Annotated in this window: 22 protein-coding genes; 21 read left to right on the top strand and 1 reads right to left on the bottom strand. The window is 70.0% G+C overall.

Annotation, left to right across the window (positions count from 1 at the left end; translation table 11 throughout):
• Window position 1 precedes the first annotated feature (1 nt).
• From ruvX to rpe, 21 genes are all read left to right on the top strand, one after another.
• Entirely contained in the window at window positions 2-457 is a 456-nt protein-coding gene (gene ruvX / locus RPIT_RS06170) for a Holliday junction resolvase RuvX (protein WP_418361380.1), read from the top strand.
• Window positions 454-1572 carry an endolytic transglycosylase MltG gene (gene mltG / locus RPIT_RS06165; RefSeq protein ID WP_077341610.1) on the top strand — a complete coding sequence of 373 codons (1119 nt, stop codon included), beginning with the start codon at window positions 454-456 and terminating at the stop codon, window positions 1570-1572. The genes ruvX and mltG overlap by 4 nt, the downstream gene beginning before the upstream one ends.
• Window positions 1566-2381 (top strand): shikimate dehydrogenase family protein, encoded by an 816-nt coding sequence (locus RPIT_RS06160; RefSeq protein WP_077344234.1) that lies wholly within the window; start codon window positions 1566-1568, stop codon window positions 2379-2381. Before mltG ends, RPIT_RS06160 begins: the two co-directional genes overlap by 7 nt.
• Window positions 2382-2394: 13 nt before the next feature.
• Window positions 2395-3591, top strand: a complete 1197-nt coding sequence (aroC, locus tag RPIT_RS06155; protein ID WP_077341609.1) for a chorismate synthase — start codon at window positions 2395-2397, stop codon at window positions 3589-3591.
• Complete coding sequence (locus RPIT_RS06150; RefSeq protein ID WP_077341608.1) at window positions 3588-4085, top strand: shikimate kinase; 498 nt, start codon at window positions 3588-3590, stop codon at window positions 4083-4085. Before aroC ends, RPIT_RS06150 begins: the two co-directional genes overlap by 4 nt.
• Complete coding sequence (aroB, locus tag RPIT_RS06145; RefSeq protein ID WP_077341607.1) at window positions 4082-5149, top strand: 3-dehydroquinate synthase; 1068 nt, start codon at window positions 4082-4084, stop codon at window positions 5147-5149. The genes RPIT_RS06150 and aroB overlap by 4 nt, the downstream gene beginning before the upstream one ends.
• A 71-nt stretch (window positions 5150-5220) precedes the next feature.
• Window positions 5221-7227, top strand: coding sequence for a BCCT family transporter (locus tag RPIT_RS06140; protein ID WP_077341606.1), 2007 nt, complete (start codon window positions 5221-5223; stop codon window positions 7225-7227).
• A gap of 78 nt (window positions 7228-7305) precedes the next feature.
• Window positions 7306-7866 carry an elongation factor P gene (efp, locus tag RPIT_RS06135; protein ID WP_077341605.1) on the top strand — a complete coding sequence of 187 codons (561 nt, stop codon included), beginning with the start codon at window positions 7306-7308 and terminating at the stop codon, window positions 7864-7866.
• Window positions 7867-8292: a transcription antitermination factor NusB gene (gene nusB, locus RPIT_RS06130; protein ID WP_077341604.1), complete on the top strand. Its 426-nt coding sequence runs from the start codon at window positions 7867-7869 to the stop codon at window positions 8290-8292.
• Between the two features lie 16 nt (window positions 8293-8308).
• Window positions 8309-9436: a glutamine-hydrolyzing carbamoyl-phosphate synthase small subunit gene (gene carA / locus RPIT_RS06125; protein ID WP_077341603.1), complete on the top strand. Its 1128-nt coding sequence runs from the start codon at window positions 8309-8311 to the stop codon at window positions 9434-9436.
• Entirely contained in the window at window positions 9436-12738 is a 3303-nt protein-coding gene (carB, locus tag RPIT_RS06120; RefSeq protein WP_077341602.1) for a carbamoyl-phosphate synthase large subunit, read from the top strand. The genes carA and carB overlap by 1 nt, the downstream gene beginning before the upstream one ends.
• Complete coding sequence (locus RPIT_RS06115) at window positions 12735-13778, top strand: quinone-dependent dihydroorotate dehydrogenase (RefSeq protein ID WP_093664826.1); 1044 nt, start codon at window positions 12735-12737, stop codon at window positions 13776-13778. Before carB ends, RPIT_RS06115 begins: the two co-directional genes overlap by 4 nt.
• Window positions 13775-14587, top strand: coding sequence for an orotidine-5'-phosphate decarboxylase (pyrF, locus tag RPIT_RS06110; RefSeq protein WP_077341600.1), 813 nt, complete (start codon window positions 13775-13777; stop codon window positions 14585-14587). The genes RPIT_RS06115 and pyrF overlap by 4 nt, the downstream gene beginning before the upstream one ends.
• Window positions 14588-14704: 117 nt before the next feature.
• Window positions 14705-15016 carry an integration host factor, actinobacterial type gene (gene mihF, locus RPIT_RS06105; protein ID WP_077341599.1) on the top strand — a complete coding sequence of 104 codons (312 nt, stop codon included), beginning with the start codon at window positions 14705-14707 and terminating at the stop codon, window positions 15014-15016.
• 19 nt (window positions 15017-15035) lie between these two features.
• The gene (gmk, locus tag RPIT_RS06100; protein ID WP_077341598.1) at window positions 15036-15590 is read left to right on the top strand and encodes a guanylate kinase; all 555 of its coding nucleotides are present in this window, start codon (window positions 15036-15038) and stop codon (window positions 15588-15590) included.
• Between the two features lie 31 nt (window positions 15591-15621).
• A complete protein-coding gene (gene rpoZ / locus RPIT_RS06095; RefSeq protein ID WP_077341597.1) occupies window positions 15622-15978 on the top strand; it encodes a DNA-directed RNA polymerase subunit omega in 357 nt (118 codons plus the stop codon).
• Window positions 15979-16055: 77 nt separating this feature from the next.
• Window positions 16056-17243 carry a methionine adenosyltransferase gene (gene metK / locus RPIT_RS06090; RefSeq protein ID WP_077341596.1) on the top strand — a complete coding sequence of 396 codons (1188 nt, stop codon included), beginning with the start codon at window positions 16056-16058 and terminating at the stop codon, window positions 17241-17243.
• 2 nt (window positions 17244-17245) lie between these two features.
• Complete coding sequence (locus RPIT_RS06085; protein ID WP_077341595.1) at window positions 17246-19171, top strand: primosomal protein N' family DNA-binding protein; 1926 nt, start codon at window positions 17246-17248, stop codon at window positions 19169-19171.
• Window positions 19168-20079: a methionyl-tRNA formyltransferase gene (gene fmt / locus RPIT_RS06080; RefSeq protein ID WP_077341594.1), complete on the top strand. Its 912-nt coding sequence runs from the start codon at window positions 19168-19170 to the stop codon at window positions 20077-20079. The genes RPIT_RS06085 and fmt overlap by 4 nt, the downstream gene beginning before the upstream one ends.
• Complete coding sequence (locus RPIT_RS06075) at window positions 20076-21380, top strand: RsmB/NOP family class I SAM-dependent RNA methyltransferase (protein WP_077341593.1); 1305 nt, start codon at window positions 20076-20078, stop codon at window positions 21378-21380. Before fmt ends, RPIT_RS06075 begins: the two co-directional genes overlap by 4 nt.
• A gap of 69 nt (window positions 21381-21449) precedes the next feature.
• The gene (gene rpe, locus RPIT_RS06070; protein ID WP_077341592.1) at window positions 21450-22103 is read left to right on the top strand and encodes a ribulose-phosphate 3-epimerase; all 654 of its coding nucleotides are present in this window, start codon (window positions 21450-21452) and stop codon (window positions 22101-22103) included.
• A gap of 3 nt (window positions 22104-22106) precedes the next feature.
• Here the strand turns inward: rpe and RPIT_RS06065 are convergent, their stop codons facing one another.
• On the bottom strand, window positions 22107-22952 hold the full coding sequence (locus RPIT_RS06065; protein ID WP_077341591.1) for a proteasome assembly chaperone family protein: 846 nt from the start codon (window positions 22950-22952) through the stop codon (window positions 22107-22109).
• Window positions 22953-23010: the final 58 nt, after the last annotated feature.

Below are 23010 nucleotides of genomic sequence, written 5' to 3'. Positions count from 1 at the left end.
GGTGCGCCTCGGCGTCGACTGGGGCAAAGCTCGCATCGGCGTGGCCGCCTGCAACGCCGGCACGACGTTCGCGTACCCCGTTGAGACGGTCCCGGCCGGTCGCGATGAGATGCGCTCTCTGACCGCCATCGTGAAGGAGTACGCCCCGGACATCGTGTACGTGGGCCTGCCGCTGACGCTGGCGGGGGAGCGGGGAATCGCGGCCGGCCAGGTGACCGCACGGGCAGCTGCGCTGGCAACGGCGATCGCTCCGGTGGAGGTGCGACTCATCGACGAGAGGATGAGCACCGCCTCAGCATCACGTAGCCTTGGAGATGCCGGGCGCAGGTCGCGGCAGCAGCGTCGGGTCATCGATCAGGCCGCTGCGGTGGAGATCCTGCAGCGGGCAATCGACGCCGAGGCGCGTGAGAACGCGCCCGTCGGTGAGCCCGTACCGGCGAAGGAGGAGGATCTGTGAGCCCCGCGTTCATCGACAATGACGGCCGACTCGACTGGCGGAAGGTCGGCTACCACGCGCGCAGCGCGTTCGCCGTCCTGCTGTCGCTGAGCATCATCATCGGCGGCGGCTGGTTCGTCTACGACAGGGCCAACGACGCCTACGTCGCGTGGCGCACAGCCGACGACTACGCCGGCGAGGGCACCGGCGAGGAGGTCCAGGTCCTCATCCCGAGAGGCGCGGGCGTCAACCAGATCGGCGACATCCTCGTCGAGGCGGGCGTCGTCAAGTCGATCAAGGCGTTCCGCAAGGCGGCCCAGGAGAGCGGCGAGTCGGATCAGCTGTCCTACGGTCGCTTCAACCTGACCAAGGAACTGCCGGCCCAGACGGCGTTCGAGATGCTGCTGGACCCGGAGAACATGGTGGTCCTGACGGTGACCTTCCCCGAGGGCACGCCCAACTCGCAGCAGTGGGACATCATCACGCGCGATCTCGAGGTCCCTGCCGACGCGATTGCTGCCGCTGCCGCCAACATCGACTACTTCGACCTTCCCGAGTACGCCGAGGGCAACCTCGAGGGGTTCCTCTTCCCCTCCACCTACAACGTGGCTGAGCCTCCGAACCCGTCCTGGATCATGGCGTCCCAGGTGCGCCAGTTCAAGACGGTGGCCGAACGGTTGAGCCTCGAGGGCCGGGCGGAGGAGCTTGGCTACACGCCGCTGGAGGTGGTGACGATCGCCTCCATCGTGGCGCGTGAAGTATCCACCCCCACCGACCAGCCGATGGTCGCGGGAGTGATCTACAACCGTCTGGCGCAGGGCATGAAACTCCAGATGGACTCCACCGTCCACTACGCGCTGGGCAAGTACGGCAAGGTCACCACCACCGCGGAGGACCGGGCGAACCCGTCGCCGTACAACACCTACTACCACGAGGGTCTGCCGCCGGCCCCCATCAGCAACCCCGGGCTGACGGCGCTCGAGGCCGCCATCACACCGGCCACGACCGACGCACTGTTCTTCGTCACGGTCGACCTCGACACGGGGGAGACGCGCTTCGCCGCCACGGCCGAGGAGCACGCGGCCAACGTCGCGCTCTTCCAGCAGTGGTGCCAGGCGAACACCGGCCGGTGCTGAGGCGCGCCGGCGTCGTCGGCGACCCGGCTGCGCACTCGCTCTCGCCCGCGATCCACCGGGCGGGGTACGAGGCGCACGGGCTCTCCTGGGCCTACGACGCCTTCACGGTGCCGCCCGACGAGCTGGAACCCTTCATCGCCCAGCGGGCCGGCGACCCCGCCTGGGCGGGCCTCAGCGTGACGGCCCCCCACAAGGAGGCGGCGCTCTCTTTCGGGGAGGCCGACGAGCCCACCCGGCTGGTCGGGGCGGGCAACACGATCGTCTTCGGGCCGGGACCGCGCGTCTACAACACCGACGTACCCGGGTTCGTGCGCGCGTGGCGGGCCCGGGGCCTCGAGCCTCCCCGCACCGCCGCGGTGGTCGGCAACGGAGCCACGGCGCGGTCGATCGTCCTCGCGCTCGCCGGACTCGGTACCCGCGAGGTCACCGTGATCGCCCGAGATCCGGGGCGGGCCTCGGCGTTGGTGGAACTGATCCGCGCCCTCGGCCTGGCGGCGGCGGTGTCGCTCCTGGGCGAGCCCGTGGAGAGCGTGGATCTGGTGGCCAACACCATCCCCGCCGCGGCCACCGAGCCCCACGCCCAGTCCCTGGCCGGCGCGGGCCGCGTCGTGTTCGACGTCGTCTACGACCCGTGGCCGACCCCGCTCGGCAGGGCCGCGTCGGCCGAGGGCGTCGTGGCGCTCAACGGGCTGGACCTCCTGGCCGGGCAGGCGGTCGACCAGTTCTACCTGCTCACGGGCCACACGGTCACCTTCGACGCATGCCGCTCGGCTGCTGAGCGTGAACTGAGGCGCCGCGGCGCTCTCTGACACAATGGCGGTCATGCTTCGATACCTCACGGCCGGGGAGTCCCACGGCCAAGCGTTGATCGCCACGATGGAGGGGATCCCCGCCCACGTGCGCGTCGGTGTGCCCGAGATCTCCACCAACCTGGCGCGCCGTCGCCTCGGGGTGGGACGCGGGGCCCGCATGAAGTTCGAGGCCGACGAGGTCACGCTACTCGGTGGATTCCGTCACGGCGAGACGCTCGGGTCGCCGATCGCCATCATGATCGGCAACACCGAGTGGCCGAAGTGGGAGCAGGTCATGGCGCCCGGTGAGGTGGACGCCGAGGAGGTCGGCAAGCTGGCACGCAACGCCCCGCTGACCCGCCCGCGCCCCGGACACGCCGACCTCGCCGGCATGCAGAAGTACGACTTCGACGAGGCCCGTCCCATCCTCGAGCGCGCCTCGGCGAGAGAGACGGCCGCCCGCGTGGCGCTGGGTACGGTGGCGCAGGCGTTTCTGCGGCAGGCGTTCGGCATCACGGTGCTGAGCCACGTGGTGGAACTCGGCCAGATCAGAGCCGACCGGGCGGAACTGCCCACGATCGAGGATCTCGACGCCATCGACGCCGACCCCGCCCGGTGCTTCGACCCCGGGGCGTCGGCCGCGATGCAGGCTGAGGTCGACGCCTGCCGGCGCGACGGTGACACGCTCGGGGGAGTCGTCGAGGTTGTGGCGTGGGGGCTCCCTCCCGGCCTGGGATCGCACAGCCAGGGCGACCGGAGACTGGACGGACGCCTCGCGGGCGCGCTCATGGGGATCCAGGCGATCAAGGGCGTCGAGATCGGCGACGGCTTCGACCTGGCCCGCAGCCGCGGCTCCGCCGCCCACGACGAGATCGTGCCTGGCGACGCGGGAATCGCCCGTGCCTCGCACCGCTCCGGCGGCACCGAGGGTGGCATGTCCACCGGCGAGGTGCTTCGCGTGCGAGCGGCGATGAAGCCGATCGCCACGGTCCCGCGAGCGCTGCGCACCGTCGATACGGCCACGGGCGACGCGGCGACCGCGCACCACCAGCGCAGCGACGTCTGCGCGGTGCCCGCGGCCGGCGTCGTCGCCGAGGCGATGGTCGCCCTCGTGCTGGCGGAAGCTGCACTCGAGAAGTTCGGCGGCGATTCGGTGGCCGAGAGCCGCCGCAACCACGCCGCCTACCTCGCCGATGTCGAGGCTCGAGGACTGAGGATCGGCCGATGACGATCGTGCTCATGGGGGCCCCCGGGGCGGGCAAGACCTCCACCGGCAAGCGTCTCGCCCGCAGGCTCGGGAAGACCTTCGTCGACGTCGATCAGCGGATCGAGGAGGTCATGGGCAAGCCCGTGGCCGAGATCTTCGCCGACGAGGGCGAGGCCCACTTCAGGGAGTTGGAGGAGGAGGCCACCCTCGAGCTGCTCGAGAGTCACGACGTCGTCGCGCTCGGGGGCGGCGCGGTGATGAACCCGTCCATCCAGGAGGCCCTCCGCGGGCACGACGTCATCTGGCTCAAGGTGTCGATCGGGCAGGCCACCCGCCGGGTGGGCATGAACAAGGCGCGGCCCCTCTTGCTCGGAAACGTCCGCGGGAAGCTCATCGAACTCCTGCGCGAGCGCACCCCGGTCTACGAACGCCTCGCCACCCAGGTGATCGACACCGACGGCCGCGGCAGCGTGGAGGTGGCGGACCAGTTGGCCGCCGAGCGGGGCGCGTCATGAGCGTCCGCGTGGAGTCCGCGCAGGGCCCCTACGAAGTCCACATCGAGTCGGGAGCTCTCGCCCGCCTCCCGCACCTGGCTGCCGGCGCTGACCAGGTGGCCATCATCCATCCGGCCTCGCTGAGGGCGCTCGCCGAGCGGACCGCGGGTCTCCTCCACCGGCCCCCGACGCTCATCGAGGTGCCCGACGCTGAGGCGGCCAAGACGGCGTCGGTGCTGACGCGCTGCTGGGATGCGCTCGCCGCAGCGGGATTCACGCGCAGCGACCTCGTCGTCGGCCTGGGCGGCGGCACCACCACGGACCTGGCCGGCTTCGTCGCCGCGTCCTGGCTCCGCGGGGTCGCCTACGTGTCGGTGCCGACCACCGTGCTGGGGATGGTCGACGCCGCCGTCGGCGGCAAGACCGGCATCAACCTGGGTGCCGGCAAGAACCTCGTCGGGGCGTTCTACGAGCCGGTCGCCGTGCTGTGCGACCTGGACCTCCTGGCGTCCCTCCCTGCGCGCGACGCCCGTGCGGGTCTGGCGGAGGTGATCAAGTGCGGGTTCATCGCCGACCCCCGCATCCTGGAGCTGGCCGGGGAGAGCCTCAGCGAGTCTGTTGACTCCACCACGCTTCGATTCGCAGAGCTCGTCGAGCGGGCCGTCCGGGTCAAGGCCGAGGTCGTCGCCGCGGACTTCCGGGAAGCGACGAGCACGGGCGCGAAGGTCGGACGGGAGGCACTCAACTACGGCCACACCCTCGGCCATGCCATCGAGGCCCACGCGGGCTACACCTGGCGCCACGGGGACGCCATCGCCGTCGGCATGGCGTGGATCGCACGCGTGTCGAGGGACCTGCTGGGGCTCGACCGCGACACCGTCGAGCTGCACGACGAGCTTCTGGGCGGCCTGGGGCTCCCGCTGCGCTACGACGCGCGCTTCGAGGAGCTGAGGCCGATCATGAGCCTCGACAAGAAGGCGCGGGGCAACGCCCTTCGGCTGGTCGGGCTCGCCGGGATCGGGCGCCCCGTCATCCTTGACGCGCCGGACGAGCGCACGCTGGCGCTCGTCTACGACGAGCTGTGATCCGGTCCTTCTCCGGCTCGATTGCGCGCTCGCCCGGACAGGGCGGGCCTGGTTCGGCATAGTAGGGGCCCATGAGCAACCCTGAGCAGCCCCCCGCCCGACCCGCGAAACCGCCGCGGGAGCCGGGACGCCTCCGAAAGGGCCTCGCCTCCGGCAGGAAGCTGCTCCAGGAGGTCAACTACCCCCACAACATTCACCCGGCCCTCGTACCAGGCGTCTCGATCGAGGACCAGCGGGTGAAGTACCGGGTGGACACCCCGATCGTGGCGGTCGTCGGGGTGCTGATCCTCAGCTTCATCGTGTGGGGGATCGTTCGCCCCGACAACGTGCTCGAGGTCTCCAGCGCCGCGCTCACCTGGGTGATGTCGAACCTCGGCTGGGTGTTCACCGCCATGGCCGCCGGGCTGGTCGTCTTCCTACTCATCATCGCCTTCTCCCGCTACGGACGCATCCCGCTGGGGCTCGACGACGAGACCCCCCAGTACTCGACTCCCTCGTGGGCCGCGATGCTGTTCGCCGCCGGCATCGGGATCGGCATCATCTTCTTCGGCGCCTACGAGCCGCTCACGTACTACCTCGCGCCGCGGCCCGGCGCCTATGAGCCGGGCTCCATGGACGCGATCACCGGGGCGATGGCCCAGGGCGCCATGCACTGGGGGATCAACGCCTGGGCCTTCTACGCCGTCGTGGGGCTGGCCGTCGCCTACGTGTCCTACCGCAGGGGCCGGGTGCCGCTGATGAGCTCGATCCTCGCGTCGATCACCGGCGGGGATTCCAGCAGCCCCGCCGCCCGCACCATCGACGGGCTGGCCATCATCGCCACGCTGTTCGGAACCGCCTCGTCGCTGGGGATCGGCGCGCTCCAGATCGGGCGCGGGGTGGAGATCGTCTCAGGGTGGAGCTTCGCCGGCAACACCATGGCGATCCTCATCATCGTCGTGCTCACCATCGGCACGATCATCTCCGCGGTCTCCGGCGTCGCGAAGGGGATCCGGAAACTGTCGAACATCAACATGTTCCTGTCGATGGGACTCGCGTTGTTCTTCTTCGTCGTAGGGCCCACCGCGTTCCTGCTCAACGTCATCCCCGCCGTGATGATCGACTACCTCGGCAGCATGCCCGAGATGCTCAGCGCCAACATGTCGCAGGGCCCGGAGATGCAGGCGTTCCTGTCGTCCTGGACCATCTTCTACTGGGCGTGGTGGGTGAGCTGGGCGCCGTTCGTGGGCGTGTTCGTCGCCAAGATCTCCCGGGGCCGCACCATCCGGCAGTTCATCCTCGGGGTGCTGTTCATCCCGTCGACCATCATCATCGTCGCCTTCACCGTCCTGGGCGGGACGGCGATCTGGCTGCAGCGCGAGACGGGTGCGCTCGCACCCGACGGCACCGCCGCCTCGCTGCCCGCACCCGCCGAGATCTTCTACGCGGTGCTGGAGATGCTGCCCGGCGCCAGCATCGTCGCGCCGCTCGTGATCCTCATGCTCGCCATCTTCTTCATCACGAGCGCCGACTCGGCGTCACTGGTCAACTCGCAGTTGTCGCAGGGCGGCAACCCCGAGCCGAACCGGTTGGTGACCGCGTTCTGGGCCATCTGCATGGCGGGGATCGCGGTGGTGATGCTGCTGACCGGCGGCAACAGCTCGCTGCAGGGCCTGCAGAACCTCGTCACCGTCACGGCACTGCCGTTCTCCGTCATCATCGTGCTCATGTGCCTGTCGCTCTACCGCGAGCTGCGCCACGACCCGCTGGCCATTCGCGACCAGTACGGCCGCTGGGCCCTGGAGAAGGCCGTGCGGCGCGGCGTCAGGCAGGAGGGGGACAACTTCGCCCTCGCGATCGTGCCCACCCAGCCCGATTCCGAGTACGCGACCGGCGCCGCCTTCGACTCCACCGCCGAGGAGGTCACCGGCTGGTACGCCCGCACCGACGAGGAGGGGGAACCGGTGGAGTACGACTACACCACCGGCGAGTACCTGGAGCCCGGGGCGGAAGTGGAGCCGCCGCCGATCGACCGGCTCGAGGAGGCGCTGCTCGGACCGGACACGGACGAGCCCTTGGACAAGCCCCATCGGGAGTAGGAACAACGGGGCTACGTCGGGTAAAGTGCCACGTTGGCCGCACCTGGCCACGACACCCGAAGACCGAGGAGTGCCAGCATGGCGTCAACCAATGATCTGAAGAACGGAATGGTGCTCGACCTGGACGGTCAGCTCTGGCAGGTGCTGTGGTTCCAGCACCACAAGCCGGGCAAGGGCAACACCGTCGTGCGCTCGAAGCTCAAGCACGTGCTGTCGGGCAAGATCATCGACAAGACGTTCAACTCCGACACCAAGGTCGACACCGCCACCGTCGACCGGCGCGAGATGCAGTACCTGTACATGGACGGCGACGACTTCGTGTTCATGGACAACTCCACCTTCGAGCAGTTCCACGTGAGCGCCGAGACCGTCGGCGAGGCGAAGGACTACATGCTGGAGAACCAGAACGCGATCGTCGCCACGCACGAGGGGAACCCGCTGTTCATCGAGCTCCCCGCCAGCGTTGAGCTCGAGGTCACCTACACCGAGCCGGGCCTACAGGGCGACCGTTCGACCGGTGGCACCAAGCCCGCCACGCTCGAGACCGGGAAGCTCATCCAGGTGCCCCTGTTCATCACCACCGGCGAGCGCATCAAGGTCGACACCCGCGACGGCTCCTACCAGGGCCGCGTCAACTAAATGGGCGTCGCCCCGCACTACAGCGCGCAGACGAAGGCCCGCAAGGCCGCCTTGGACATCCTGTTCCAGGCCGAGCTGCGCGGGGATTCGCTCGCCGAGACGTTCGCCGAGCAGCGGACGTTGGCCGGCGGTACCGTGCGCGAGCTCACCAGCCGCATCGTGCTGGGGGTCGCGCAGCACCAGCTCGCCATCGATCAGCGCATCGCGGAATCCACGTCCCAGACCTGGCCGCTGGAACGCATGCCCGCGGTCGATCGCAATCTCGCCCGGATCGCCGTCTATGAGATGGACTACACGGACGTACCGGCCGAGGCCGTAATCTCTGAGGCCGTCCGGCTCGCCGGCGACCTCTCCACCGACGATTCTCCGTCCTTCCTCAACGGACTCCTGTCCAAGGCCCTGGCCGCCAGGCCCACCACACACTGACCCGAAAGAGGTACGCATGAGTTCCCTTCCTGCGATTTTGGTATTGGAGGATGGGCGCGTATTTCGTGGCCGGTCCTTCGGCGCGGCCGGAGAGACCTTCGGCGAACTGGTGTTCTCCACCGGCATGTCGGGCTACCAGGAGACCCTCACCGATCCCAGCTACCGCGGGCAGGTGGTCCTCATGACCGCCCCCCACATCGGCAACACGGGCTGGAACGACGAGGACGACGAGTCCGGCCGCATCTGGGTGCAGGGGCTGATCGTCCGCGACCCCGCACCCCGGCCCTCCAACTGGCGCTCCCGGCGCTCCCTCGACGAGGAACTCGCGCGCCAGGACGTCGTGGGGATCAGCGACATCGACACCCGCGCGCTGACCCGCCACGTCCGTGACCGTGGCGTGATGCGGGTCGGTATCTCGACCGAGACCCAGGACCCGGCGCTGCTGTTGGCGCGCGTGCTCGAGCAGCCGACGATGGCCGGAGCCGACCTCGTCGGCGACGTCACCACCGACTCCCACTACCTCGTGCCCGCCGTGGGCCAGAGGCGCGCGACCGTGGTGGCCGTCGACCTGGGCATCAAATCCATGACGCCCGTCCAGTTGGCCGCGCGCGGCTTGGACGTGCACGTGGTGCCCGCCCACACCACCTTCGAGCAGATCAAGGGCTACGCCCCGGACGGCGTGTTCTTCAGCAACGGCCCCGGCGATCCGGCGTCGGCCACGGGGCCGATCGCCGTGCTGGAGGAGGTGCTGGCCTCGGGACTGCCGTACTTCGGTATCTGCTTCGGCAACCAGCTCTTCGGTCGCGCCCTCGGCCTCGACACCTACAAGCTGAAGTTCGGCCACCGCGGCATCAACCAGCCCGTGATCGACCGCACCACCGGGAAGGTCGAGATCACCGCGCACAACCACGGGTTCGCCGTCGACGCGCCGCTGGACCGGGCCACGTCCACCCGCTTCGGGGAGGTGACCGTCAGCCACGTCTGCCTCAACGACGACGTGGTGGAGGGCCTCGAGCTGCACCGCGACGGGCGCCTGCTCGGCTTCTCCGTCCAATACCACCCCGAGGCGGCCGCAGGGCCCCACGACGCCAACTACCTGTTTGACCGCTTCGCCGACATGCTCTCGGCCGGAAAGGACGCCTGATGCCCCGTCGCACAGACATCTCCTCGATCCTCGTCATCGGTTCTGGCCCGATCGTCATCGGCCAGGCGTGCGAGTTCGACTACTCCGGCACGCAGGCGTGCCGGGTGCTGCGGGAGGAGGGGTACCGCGTCGTCCTGGTCAACTCCAACCCGGCCACCATCATGACCGACCCTGACTTCGCCGACGCCACCTACGTCGAGCCAATCACGCCGGAGTTCGTCGAGCGCGTCATCGCGAAGGAACGACCCGACGCGGTGCTCGCCACGCTGGGTGGGCAGACCGCGCTCAACGCCGCGGTCCGGTTGCACGAGTCCGGCGTGTTGGAGAAGTACGGCGTCGAGCTCATCGGCGCCTCCATCGAGGCGATCCAGCGCGGCGAGGACCGCGAGCAGTTCAAGCAGATTGTGCTCGGCATGCGCGGTATCCCGGGCGGAGACCCCGAAGTGGCCCGATCGGCCATCTGCCACACGATGGACGAGGTGCTGGCCGCAGCCGACACGCTCGGGTACCCCGTCGTCGTGCGCCCCAGCTTCACGATGGGCGGTGTCGGCTCGGGTTTCGCCCACGACGAGGCCGAGCTCCGCAACATCGCGGGCGCGGGGCTGAGCGCCTCGCCGACCACCGAAGTCCTCATCGAGGAGTCCATCCTCGGTTGGAAGGAGTTCGAGCTGGAGGTGATGCGCGACAAGGCCGATAACGTCGTGGTCATCTGTTCCATCGAGAACTTCGACCCGATGGGCGTCCACACCGGAGACTCCATCACCGTGGCCCCGGCCATGACGCTGACCGACCGGGAGTTGCAGCGGATGCGCGACGTCGGGATCGGCATCATCCGCGCCGTCGGGGTCGACACCGGAGGCTGCAACATCCAGTTCGCCATCAACCCCGACGACGGCCGCATGATCGTCATCGAGATGAACCCGCGTGTCTCGCGGTCCTCCGCGCTCGCCTCGAAGGCCACGGGCTTCCCGATCGCTAAGATCGCCGCCAAGGTCGCCGTCGGCTACACGCTCGACGAGATCCCCAACGACATCACGAAGCAGACCCCGGCGAGCTTCGAGCCGTCCCTGGACTACGTGATCGTGAAGCTGCCGAGGTTCGCGTTCGAGAAGTTCCCGGCCGCCGAGAGCACGCTGACCACCCACATGAAGTCCGTGGGCGAGGCGATGGGCATCGGCCGCAACTTCACCGAGGCGCTGGGTAAGGCCCTGCGCTCGCTCGAGGACCCGAAGGCGCCCTTCGACTTCACCAGCGGCGTGACGGCCCCCGTCGAGGAGATCCTCGCCGAAGCAGCCCGCCCACACGACGGCCGCCTGCAGCTCGTCATGCAGGCGCTGCGCGCCGGGGCGAGCGTCGAGCAGGTGTTCGACGCCACGAAGATCGACCCCTGGTTCCTCGATCAGCTCGTCCTCATCCTCGAGATGGCCAGGGAGGTACAGGAGGCGCCCGAGCTCACCGCGGAGGTGCTGAGGCGTGCCAAGCGGCACGGGCTCTCCGATGCGCAGATCGCCGGCCTGAGGTCGCTGTCGACCGACGTCGTGCGCGGCGTGCGGTGGGCGCTCGGGATCCGCCCCGTCTACAAGGCGGTCGACACGTGCGCCGCGGAGTTCGAGGCGTCGACTCCATACCTCTACTCGTCGTACGACGACGAGACTGAGGTGCCCACCCGGACGAAGGAGGCTGTGCTCATCCTGGGCTCGGGTCCCAACCGGATCGGCCAGGGCATCGAGTTCGACTACTCCTGCGTGCACGCCACGATGGCGCTGCGGGAGGCCGGGTACGAGACCATCATGGTCAACTGCAACCCGGAGACGGTCTCCACGGACTACGACACGGCCGATCGCCTCTACTTCGAGCCGTTGACCGCCGAGGATGTGCTGGAGATCTACCACGCGGAGCTGAAGGCCGGCCCAGTCGCCGGCGTCATCTGCCAGCTCGGTGGGCAGACCCCGCTCAAGCTGGCGCAGACCCTGAAGGACGCCGGCGTCCCCATCGTCGGCACGTCCCCGGAGGCGATCAACCACGCCGAGGAGCGCGGCGCGTTCGGTCGGGTGCTGGCCCGCGCGGGACTCCCCGCGCCGAAGCACGGCATGGCCGCTTCGGCCGAAGAGGCGACGCTCATCGCCGGCGAGATCGGCTACCCGGTGCTCGTGCGGCCCAGCTACGTGCTGGGTGGACGAGGGATGCAGATCGTCTACAACGACGAGGCGCTCGAGACCTACGTCACGAAGGCCACCGAGATCAGCGAGGACCAGCCGGTCCTGGTCGACCGGTTCCTCGACGACGCCGTGGAGATCGACGTGGACGCCCTTTACGACGGCGAGGAGCTGTACGTCGGCGGCATCATGGAGCACATCGAGGAGGCAGGGATCCATTCCGGCGACTCCGCCTGCGCCCTGCCTCCGATCACGCTGGGCGACGCGGTGATCGAGCAGATCCGCCACTACACCCGCGAGATCGCAGAGGGGGTGGGCGTCCGCGGGCTGCTGAACATCCAGTACGCGCTGCACAGCGACACGCTCTACGTGCTCGAGGCCAACCCTCGGGCCTCGCGGACGGTCCCGTTCGTGTCCAAGGCCACCGCACGTCCATTGGCGAAGGCTGCCGCCCTCATCATGCTGGGCAGATCCATCGCGGATCTGCGCGCCTCCGGGATGTTGGAGGCCGTCGGCGACGGCTCCACGCCCCGGCCGGGCAGCCCCGTCGCGGTCAAGGAAGCGGTGATGCCGTTCAACCGGTTCCGCACGTCGACCGGTGCCTTCGTCGATACTCTGCTGGGGCCAGAGATGCGCTCCACCGGCGAGGTGATGGGGCTCTCCGACAATTTCGGGACCGCCTACGCGAAGTCGCAGGCCGCCGGGGGCGGGCCGCTGCCGACGTCGGGCACCCTGTTCGTGTCGATCGCGGACCGGGACAAGCGCCACGCCATCTGGCCGATCAAGCGGCTCGTCGATCTGGGATTCAAGGTCCTGGCGACCAGCGGCACCGCGTCGGTGCTCCGGCGCAACGGGGTGGAGGCGCAGGTGGTCCACAAGCTGTCCGAGATGACCGATGATTCTGAGCCCAGCATCGTCGACCTCATCAAGTCCGGCGGAATCGATCTCATCTTCAACACGCCGGAGGGTTCCAGCTCGGGTGAGAGCACCCGCGAGGACGGCTACCTCATCCGTACCGCGGCGGTCCTGGCCGACATCCCGCTGGTCACCACGGTCCCCGGCCTCGGTGCGGCCACCCAGGGGATCGAGGCACTCCAGCGCGGCGAGGTGGAGGTGCGCAGCCTCCAGGACTGGGCCGCCCAGTGATCACCTCCGGCCTGCGAACGGGCTACCACCTCGTGCGGTCCGGGCTCTTCCGCTACGGCGGGGGAGACCCCGAGCGGGCTCACGAGGCGATGATCGGCTGGTTGGGGCGCCTGCCGGCCACCACCCGGGCCACGGTCCGCGCTCCGGTCGACGTCGCCGGCATCCGATTCCCCAACCGGGTCGGGCTGGCCGCGGGGATGGACAAGGACGGCACCGCGGCAGCGGCCTGGACGAGGTTCGGGTTCGGCTTCGCCGAACTGGGCACCGTCACGGCGCTGCCCCAGCCGGGCAACCCCAAACCCCGCATCTTCCGCGCGGTGGCCTCACAGGGCATCGTCAACCGGATGGGGTTCAACAACCACGGCGCCGGCGCGCTCGCGGAGACGCTCCGCGCCAAGGGCGTGGCCCGTGGGAACAGGGCGCTCGGCATCCCGCTGGGCATCTCGATCGGAAAGTCCAAGGTCACCCCGTTGGAGGGCGCCGTCGACGACTACCTGACGTCGCTGCGCGCGCTGGCACCCCTGGCGGACTACGTCGCGGTCAACGTCTCGAGCCCCAACACCCCCGGACTTCGAGCCCTGCAGTCCGCGCGCGAACTGGCCCAGCTGCTCAGTGCGCTGACGAGCGAGGCCGCCGCGCTCTCACCGCGGCCCGTTCCCATCTTCGTCAAGCTCGCCCCCGATCTGGTGGGAGACGACTTCGCCGAAACCATGGCGGCGATCAACCACTCAGCGGTCGCCGGCGTCATCGCCACGAACACCACGCTCGCCCGCGACGGGCTTGCGCCCAGCGACCGGGGCCTGGTCGACGAGCCGGGCGGCCTGAGCGGGCGCCCCCTGACGCGACGCGCGCTCGAGTTCGTCGAGGCAGTGGCGGGCGCCACCGACCGGCCGGTCATGGGCGTCGGCGGCATCATGAGTCCGGCTGACGGCGCGCGCATGTTCGGTGCCGGGGCCACCCTGCTGCAGATCTACACCGGCTTCATCTACGAAGGCCCGGCCCTGGTGAGGGGCCTCAATGAGTTGGAGGGCAACCCGTGAGCACCTACGCCGAGAGGCTGAACGCCGTCACGTCCAAGCGGGGCAGGCTCTGCGTCGGCATCGACCCGATGCCGTCGGTGGTGGAGGCCTGGGGCCTCCCGAACTCCGTGGCCGGCCTCGAGGCGTGCGCGCGCGGGATCGTCGAGGAGCTCGGCGGGCTGGTCGCAGTGTTCAAGCCACAGTCCGCCTTCTTCGAGGCGTTCGGCTCACGCGGCGTCGCCGTCCTCGAACGCGTTCTCGCCGACATTCGGCAGGCCGGTGCCCTCAGCATCCTCGACGTCAAGCGCGGCGACATCGGCTCGTCGATGGCGGGCTACGCGAGTGCCTTCCTCGGCGATGATGCGCCGCTGCGCGCGGACGCCATCACCGTCAGCCCCTACCTGGGCGTCGGGGCGCTCCGGCCTGCGATCGACGCGGCCGTCGCCGGGGGACAGGGCCTCTACGTGCTGGCCCGCACCTCAAACCCGGAGGGAGCCCCGATTCAGCTCGCCACGTCCGGGTCCGCGACGGTCGCCCAGCACGTCGTCGACGAGGCGGCACGCATCAACCTCAGGGCGGATCGCGCGGTCGGCCTGGTCGTCGGTGGCACCCACAGCGACGTCGGGTGCTCCTTGGAGTCGTTCAACGCGTCGATCCTGGTGCCGGGCATCGGTGCCCAGGGCGGCTCGATCGCGGGCCTCGCCGACGTCTTCGGCCCGGCTCTCGCCCACGTGCTCCCGACGGCGAGCCGCGACGTCATCGGCGCCGGCGCCGCTGAACTGTCGAGCAGGGCCCATCGGTTGCTGGATGAGGCGAGGGTCCTGGGCTGAGCCGACACGCCCAATGCTCATTTCCGGACCCGAATGGGGTCTGGTAACGCCGTCAGGTATTGTTTCCCACACTAAAGGGTGTAGTAAACGACCCTTCCCCTGGTTTGGAGGAAACTGATGGCAATTCCGCAGTTGAGCAGCGCACAGCTCGAGGCCGCCCGCTCGGCGGCTACCGAGGCACGGCGTCAGCGCGCCGACCTCAAGGACCGGGTGAAATCCGGCGAGCTGTCGTTCACCGACGCACTGGACAAGGCGGTCGATGACGACTCGCTGTCGCGCATCAAGGTCGTGGACCTGCTGCGCGCCATCCCGCGAGTCGGCATCACGCGCGCGACCGAGATCATGGAGAATCTCGACATCGCGCCCAACCGCCGTATCCGCGGCCTCGGCCGGCACCAGATCTCCCGGCTGAACGAGCTGCTCAAGTAGCCTGCGCTAGGCTCCCTCGGTGGCTTCCTCCGATGTCTGGGTGATCTCTGGTCCGAGTGGTGTGGGCAAGGGCACTGTCTGTGCCCGCCTCCGCGAACTCCATCCCGAACCGTTCTACTCGGTCTCGATGACCACGCGCCCCCCGAGACCGGGGGAGCGTGAGGCTGGCAGCTACCACTTCGTCAGCCCCGAGGACTTCCGGCGGCTCATCGAGACGGACCAGTTGCTGGAATGGGCCGTTGTCCACGGCACCCACTACTACGGCACGCCGAAGCAGCCGGTTGTGGACGCCGTTGAATCGGGTCGTCCAGTCGTCCTCGAAATCGACCTCCAGGGCGCTCGGCAGGTGAAGCAGAACCTGCCGAGCTCGAAGCTCGTGTTCCTGCTGCCGCCCACCTGGGACGAGCTGGTCTCCCGGCTGAAGGGCCGCGGCACCGAAGACGAGGAGGCTCAACGCCGGCGCCTCGATACCGCGAAGGTGGAGCTCGACGCGGTCGCGGAGGCGGACCACGCAATCGAGAATGTCGAAATCGAGGAAACCGTGGCTGCTTTGGTAGGCTTGATGGGCTTGTGACTTCCGAGCCACCTCTCACCAAAGGAACACCTTGAGCATCCATCCCGAAGGCATCACGAACCCGCCGATCGACTCCCTCCTGGAGAACATCGACTCCAAGTACCGTCTGGTCCTGTTCGCCGCCAAGCGCGCCCGCCAGATCAACGCGTACTACTCCCAGCTCGGCGAGGGGCTCCTGGAGAACGTCGGCCCCATGGTGGCCGCGGCCCCAGAGGAGAAGCCGCTGTCCATCGCCCTTCGCGAGATGAGCGAAGGTCTCCTCCAGTACACCGAGATCGATCCCGCCGTCGAAGAGGCGCAGCGCACGGCCGACATCGACCCCGCATTCACGTTCGTGGACCCGTTCGCCGAGTCCACCGACGACGCAGAGGCCGATCCGGCTTCCTGACCCCACCCCCAGGGGGCGGCTTGTTGCCGCCACTGATTCCCTGCCGATGCGGCTTGTCGCCGCGCTAGGAGCTCCTCATGAGCCGTTTGTTCACGTCCGAGTCCGTCACCGAGGGCCACCCGGACAAGATTGCCGATTCCATCTCCGACGCCGTCCTCGACTCGCTGTTGGCGCAGGACCCCAACGCGCGGGTGGCGGTCGAGACCCTCATCACAACCGGAATGGTGGTCGTCGCCGGCGAGGTGTCGACCGTCGGTTACGTCGACGTCGCGAGCCTGGCCCGCCAGCGCATCCTCGACATCGGGTACGACTCCTCCCGGAAGGGCTTCGACGGGGCGTCCTGCGGTGTCGCGATCGCCATCGGGGCGCAGTCTCCCGACATCGCGCAGGGCGTTGACGACGCCTACGAGCACCGCGTCGAGTCCGACGGTGACGCCGCGAGCCACCAGGGTGCCGGCGACCAGGGGCTGATGTTCGGGTACGCGTGCAACGAGACGCCCCACCTCATGCCGCTCCCGATCGACCTCGCGCACCGCCTCGCCGAACGGCTGAGCGCGGTTCGCAAGGACGCCACGCTCGACTACCTGCGGCCCGACGGCAAGACCCAGGTGACGGTTCGCTACGACGACGAGGGCCGGCCCGAGGGCATCGACACGGTCGTCGTGTCGACCCAGCACCGCGACGACGTCGACCTCGAACAGATCGTCCCCGACCTCAAGCGCGAGGTCATCGCACCCGTCCTCGAGCGCTACGGCCTCAGCGCCCCCAACCGGGTTCTGGTCAACCCGACGGGGAAGTTCGTCATCGGCGGACCGATGGGCGACGCGGGCCTGACCGGGCGCAAGATCATCGTCGATACCTACGGCGGCATGGCCCGCCACGGCGGCGGGGCCTTCTCCGGCAAGGACCCCTCCAAGGTTGACCGATCGGCGGCCTACGCCATGCGCTGGGTGGCCAAGAACGTCGTGGCCGCCGGGCTGGCGGACCGCTGCGAGGTGCAGGTGGCCTACGCGATCGGCAAGGCGCACCCCGTCGGGTTCTACCTGGACACCTTCGGCACCGGCGCCGTGCCCGAGGACCAGATCCGCGACGCCGTGCTGGCGACGTTCGACCTTCGACCCGGCGCGATCATCCGCGACCTCGACCTGCTGCGGCCGATCTACAGCGAGGTGACCGTCTACGGCCACTTCGGCCGGGATCTGCCCAACGCCACGTGGGAGCGCACCGATCGGGCCGAGGCACTGGCAGCCGCAGTCCGGGGCTGACCATGGTGGCCCGGGTCGCCGTCGACGTGCCGCTGGCCCATCTGGACCGGCTGTTCGACTACGCCGTGCCCGAGCCGCTGGCCGACGCCGCCGTCGTCGGGGCGCGCGTCAAGGTCCGCTTCGCCGGGACGACCCGGGACGGGTGGATCGTCGAGATCGCCGACCACAGCGAGCTGGACAGGCTCGCGGACCTGTCGAAGGTCGTCTCGAGCGAGCCGGTCGTTACGCCCGAGGTGTACTCGCTCATCCGCGCGGTGGCCGACCACTACGCGGGCACGTGGTCCGACGTGGCCCGGTTGGCCATCCCGCCGCGGCACGCCACCACCGAGAAGGCCCCCCAGCGCGAATGGCCCGCGCCGAAACCCGCTGGCGAAGCGCGCGTGCTGCCGGCCTACCCCCACGGTGAAGAGCTGCTCAGCGCGCTGGCTGCCGGGCACTCGCCACGCGTCCTGTGGCAGGCCGCCGCCGTGCACGGCGGCCCGGGCGACCTCATCGGCGGGGTGATCGAGGCGGTGTCCGCGACGGTGAGCTCGGGGCGGTCCGCCGTCGTCGTGGTGCCGACGGTGCGCGAACTCGACCCCACGGTCACGCGGTTCAGGGCTGTCTTCGGTCATGGGGCCGTCGGCTCGCTCGCGGCGGAGGCGGGCCGCTCGGCGCGTTACCGCACCTACCTGGCCGCCTCCCGCGGCGAGGCCCGGATCATCGTCGGCACCCGCAGCGCGGTGTTCGCTCCGGTGCGGGATCTCGGCCTCGTGGTGGTGGTCGACGACGGTCACGACGCGCTGGAGGAGCCCCGCAGCCCGCACCCCCATGCGCGCGCGGTGGCGGTTCTCCGCGCGGCGCGGCAGAACTGCGCCATCATCCTGGCCGGTCACGGCCGCAGCACCGAGGCCCAGGCGCTCGTCGAGCGGGGGTGGCTGCGCGATCTGTCGCTCACCCCGGCCGCGGCGCGCCGGGTCTCGGTCCCCGTGCGAGCGGTGAGCGAGGACGACCGGGAGCGGGACCCCACCGCCGCCCGGCTGCGGATCCCGTCCCTGGCCTTCCGTTTCCTCCGCGACCACCTGAGCGCCGGCCCGGTGCTGGTCCAGGTGCCGATGGTCGGGCACTCGGCCTCGCTGACCTGCCAGCGCTGCCGCAACCGTGCCCTGTGCGCCAAGTGCTCCGGGCCCATGCGTGAGCGCACCAAGGGCGTGCCGGAGTGCGCGCTCTGCGGGCACCGGCCCGTCCGGTGGAGTTGTCCCCATTGCCACACCTCGGCCCTCAGCACACCGTTGCCGGGGGCGGCCCGCACCGCGGAGGAGCTCGCGCGGGCCTTCCCGGGGGTCCTGGCCGTCAACAGCTCGGCCGACCGGATCCGGGACGCGGTCCCGGACGAGCCGGCCATCGTGGTCGCCACCCCCGGTGCGGAACCTGCTTCGCCTTCGGGGTATGCGGGGGCGCTCGTCCTGGACGGGGAGGTCACGCTCCAGCGCGCGGATCTGAGGGCGGCCGAGGAAGCCGTCCGACGGTGGTCCAATGCGGCGTCGCTGGTGCGCGCTCCGGCCGACGGCGGCTCCGTCCTCATCGTGGGTCCGTCGGCACACCCCGCCGTGCAGGCTCTCCTGCGCGCCGACCTCGCCGGGTTCAGCAGCAGAGAACTCGCGGATCGGGCGGCCGCCGGCCTGGCACCAGCGGTGAAGCTGGCCCGGCTCGTCGGCGACGCCGAGGCGCTACGCGAGTTCCTCGACAACGACGACTGGGCGGGCATTGAGATCCTCGGCCCCACGGAGGTCGGCCCCGACCGCTGGGCCGCGCTGTTGCGGACGCCGGTCGAGAACGGCCGCGAGCTCGCACGTCGGGTCAAGAGCGCGTCGGCCATCCGCTCAGCGCGCAAGGAGCGCGGACTGCTCAGCATCCACATCGACCCGGAATCCTTGGAGGACCGATGAAGCTCGTATTTGCAGGCACCCCGGACGTGGCGGTGCCGTCCCTGGAGGCGCTGGTCGAGTCGCACCACGAGGTGCTGGCCGTCATCACCCGCCCGGACGCGCCTGCCGGGCGCGGCCGCCGTCTGACACCGTCCCCGGTCGCAGCCCGCGCGGAGGAACTGGGCCTGCACGTGCTGAAGCCCGCCCATCCGCGCGATGAGGACTTCCAGGCTCAGCTCCGCGCGCTGGCTCCCGACGCCTGCGCCGTCGTGGCCTACGGTGCGCTCCTACCGCAGTCCGCGCTCGATATCCCGCGCCACGGATGGATCAACCTGCACTTCTCGCTCCTCCCACGCTGGCGGGGCGCAGCGCCGGTGCAGCGGGCCATCATGGCGGGCGATCCGGCGATCGGCACCGCGACGTTTCGCATCGTCAAGGAACTGGACGCGGGCGACGTCTATCTGAGCCAATCCATGGCGACCCCCGAGGAGACCGCCGGCGAACTCTTCGGGCGGCTCGCCCGCTCCGGCGCCACGCAGCTGGTCCAGACGATGGATCTGGTGGAGGCAGGGCAGACACCGACGCCCCAGCGTGAGGATGGCATCACCGTGGCCCCGAAGATCACGGTCCCCGAGGCGCGCATCGACTGGACGCGGGGCTCCGAAGAACTGCGCAACCACATCCTGGGGTGCTCGCCCGACCCGGGAGCCTGGTGTGAGCTGGCGGGGGAGCGGTTCAAGATCTACCGGGCGCGCCTGGCGGAGTATGCCGACCTGGCACCGGGCGAGGTGGCTGCGACGAAGCGGCAGGTGTTCGTCGGCACTGGTCAGGGGGCGCTCGAACTCCTCGAGGTCCAGGCTCCCGGCAAGCGGCGCATGTCGGCCATCGATTGGGCGCGGGCTGGAGTCAGTGGGAGGGTGTTGTCATGAACGCCCGCCGAACAGCCTTCGACGTCCTCCGCCAGGTCACGGCTGAGGACTCCTACGCCAACCTCGCTCTCGCCAAGCGCCTCGCCACCGCCGGCCTCGACGCCCGCGACGCCGGCCTGGTGACCGAGCTGGTGGCGGGGACCTGCCGCTCGATGGGCACCTACGACGCCATCCTGGAGGAGGCCGCCGGGCGGAAGCTCAGCTCGCTGCAGCCGGCCGTGGTGGACCTGCTCCGGTTGGGCGCCCACCAGATCCTCGGCATGCGGCTGAAGAAGTACGCCGCGGTCGGAGCCACCGTCGACCTGGCCCGCGCGACCGTCGGCCAGCGGGTGACCGGCGTCGTCAACGCGGTGCTGCGGAAGGTGGCCGCCAGAGACCTTGACGGATGGCTGGACCTCCTCGCCGAGGGCGAGGACCGGATCGGGGCGTTGGCGGTGCGCGGGCGCCATCCCCACTGGATCGTGGAGGCCTACGCCGAGGTGCTTCCGGCCGACGAGTTGGAGGCGGCGCTGACCGCCAACAACGTCTCCCCGCAGCCCACCCTGGTGGTGCGGCCCGGTCTGGCCGATCTGGGTGACCTCGACGGGGCCACCCCCACCCGGTTCTCACCGTTCGGTGCCACCGTCGCCGGCAGCCCCGCCGATCAGGAGGCGGTGCGCCAGGGGCGGGTTGGCGTGCAGGACGAGGGATCGCAGTTGGTGGCGTGGGCGCTGGCGCGGACCCCGGCGCCCGAGGGCCCGTGGCTCGACACCTGCGCAGGACCCGGCGGAAAGGCCGCCCTGCTGACGGGGCTCGCCCGCGAGGCCGGCACCTGGCTGCTGGCGAGCGAGGCGCAGGAGCACCGCGCCCGTCTCGTCCGGCAGGCACTGGCCGGTTACCCGGACGGCGCCGCCGTCATCGCGGCCGACGGCACCGCTCCGGCCTGGGACCGCGCGTTCGCCCGGGTGATGGTGGACGTGCCCTGCTCAGGGCTCGGCGCCCTTCGCCGTCGCCCGGAGTCGCGGTGGAGGCGGAGCCCCGCCGACGTCGCGGCGCTCGGCCAGCTGCAGCGCGACCTCCTGCGCCGCGCCATCGACTCCACCGTCGATGGGGGAGTGGTCGCCTACGTGACGTGTTCACCGCACCGGGCCGAGACCGTCGACGTGGTCGACGACGTCCTGGCCGAACGGCCCCAAGCCCGACGGTTGCACGCCCCCGACGCCCTGCCCGACGTGCCGGACTGCTCGTTGGGCGACGACGTCCAGCTCTGGACGCACCGCCACGGCACCGACGCGATGTACATGTCGCTCATCCGCTGCTAAGCTCCTATTCAGCCGGGACGGGCTCCACCCCGTCCCGGTCTTTTCATGCCCGAACGCTAGGGTTGGCTCATGCGCATCACGCCGAGCATCCTCAACGCAGACTTCGCGAACCTGGCCGCCGAGATCTCCCGCATCCCCGACGCCGACGCGGTGCACGTCGACGTGATGGACAACCACTTTGTCCCCAACCTCACGCTCGGGCTGCCCGTGGTCGAGTCCCTCCGACGCGCCACGGACAAGATCCTGGACATCCACCTCATGATCGAGGAGCCCGACCGGTGGGCACCCGCGTACGCCGAGGCAGGGGCCGAATCGGTGACCTTCCACGTCGAGGCGTGCGCCGCGCCCATCCGGCTCGCGAGGGAGCTCCGCCGGCTTGGCGCCCGCGCCGCGATGGCCCTCAAGCCCGCCACCCCCATCGACGGTTTCGCCGACATGCTCGACGAGGTCGACATGGTGCTCCTGATGACCGTCGAGCCTGGCTTCGGCGGCCAGTCGTTCCTCGACCTGGTGCTGCCGAAGATCCGCCGCACCCGCGAGCTGCTGGGGGACCGGCCCATCTGGCTGCAGGTCGACGGCGGCGTCAGCCCGGACACGATCGAGCGCTGCGCCGAGGCCGGCGCGGACACGTTCGTGGCGGGGTCGGCCGTCTACTCCGCCGACGATCCCAACGCCATGGTCAACCGGTTGCGCACGCTCGCGGTTGCGGCCTGTCGGCACTGAACCCTAGGGCTGCGGCTCGTCGTCGCCCTGCTTGCGGAGGAACTTCTCCAACTCGGCGGCGATCGTGTCGCCCGTGGCACCCTCGACCTCCTCGGCGTCGCGCGCCTCCTCGAGTTGCTCGATGTACTCGGCGATGTCGGGGTCCTGCTGGCTCAGCTGGTCCACGGCGGTCGCCCACCGCTCCGCGTCCTCCGGGATGCTCGCGTGGTCGAGGCTGATCTTCAGCAGCGTCTCCAGCTCCGTCAGCAGGGCGTCCTGCGCCTTCGGGTTGGGCGGCGTCGACACGTAGTGGGGCACCGACACCCACACCGAGGCCGCCGGGACCCGCTCGTGGAGCATCAACTGCGACACCACGCCGATCATCCCTGTGGGCCCGGCGTAGTCGCTGATCTCCATGCCGAAGCGACGCTCGACGTGCGGGTCGGAGGTGTAGGTGCCCACGGGGAGCGGGCGCGAATGGGGGGTGTCACTCAGCATCGCCCCGAGGAACACGACGAGTTCGGGGGAGAACTCCTTGATCTTCCCGACAATCTCGGCGGAGAACGTGCGCCACAGCAGGTTCGGCTCGGGCCCGACCACGACGACGAGGTCCCGATCGGGGTGCTGCACGACACGGAAGCGGATGGCGGGCCACTCTATCCAGGGGCCGTCCGCGGCCCGGTGGAGCATCGGGCGGGCGGCCTGGAAGTCGTAGTACCGCTCGCCGTCGATCGTGCCGACGTCGAAGCCGGGGTAGGCGGCGATGAGGTGCGCGACGATGTCGCTGGCAGCGTTTCCAGCGTCGTTCCAGCCGGAAAACGCAACCACGACGGCGGGGTTGCGAAGAGCGTCTGGAGAGGAGTGCTGCATGCGTCCAGTCTATCCGGGCCGGACGCGCGTTCGCTGATGGCGGGTGGTCACGGCGCGG

Source organism: Tessaracoccus flavus (assembly GCF_001997295.1).
Lineage (GTDB): Bacteria > Actinomycetota > Actinomycetes > Propionibacteriales > Propionibacteriaceae > Arachnia > Arachnia flava.
This window is presented reverse-complemented; position numbering and strand designations above follow the sequence as displayed.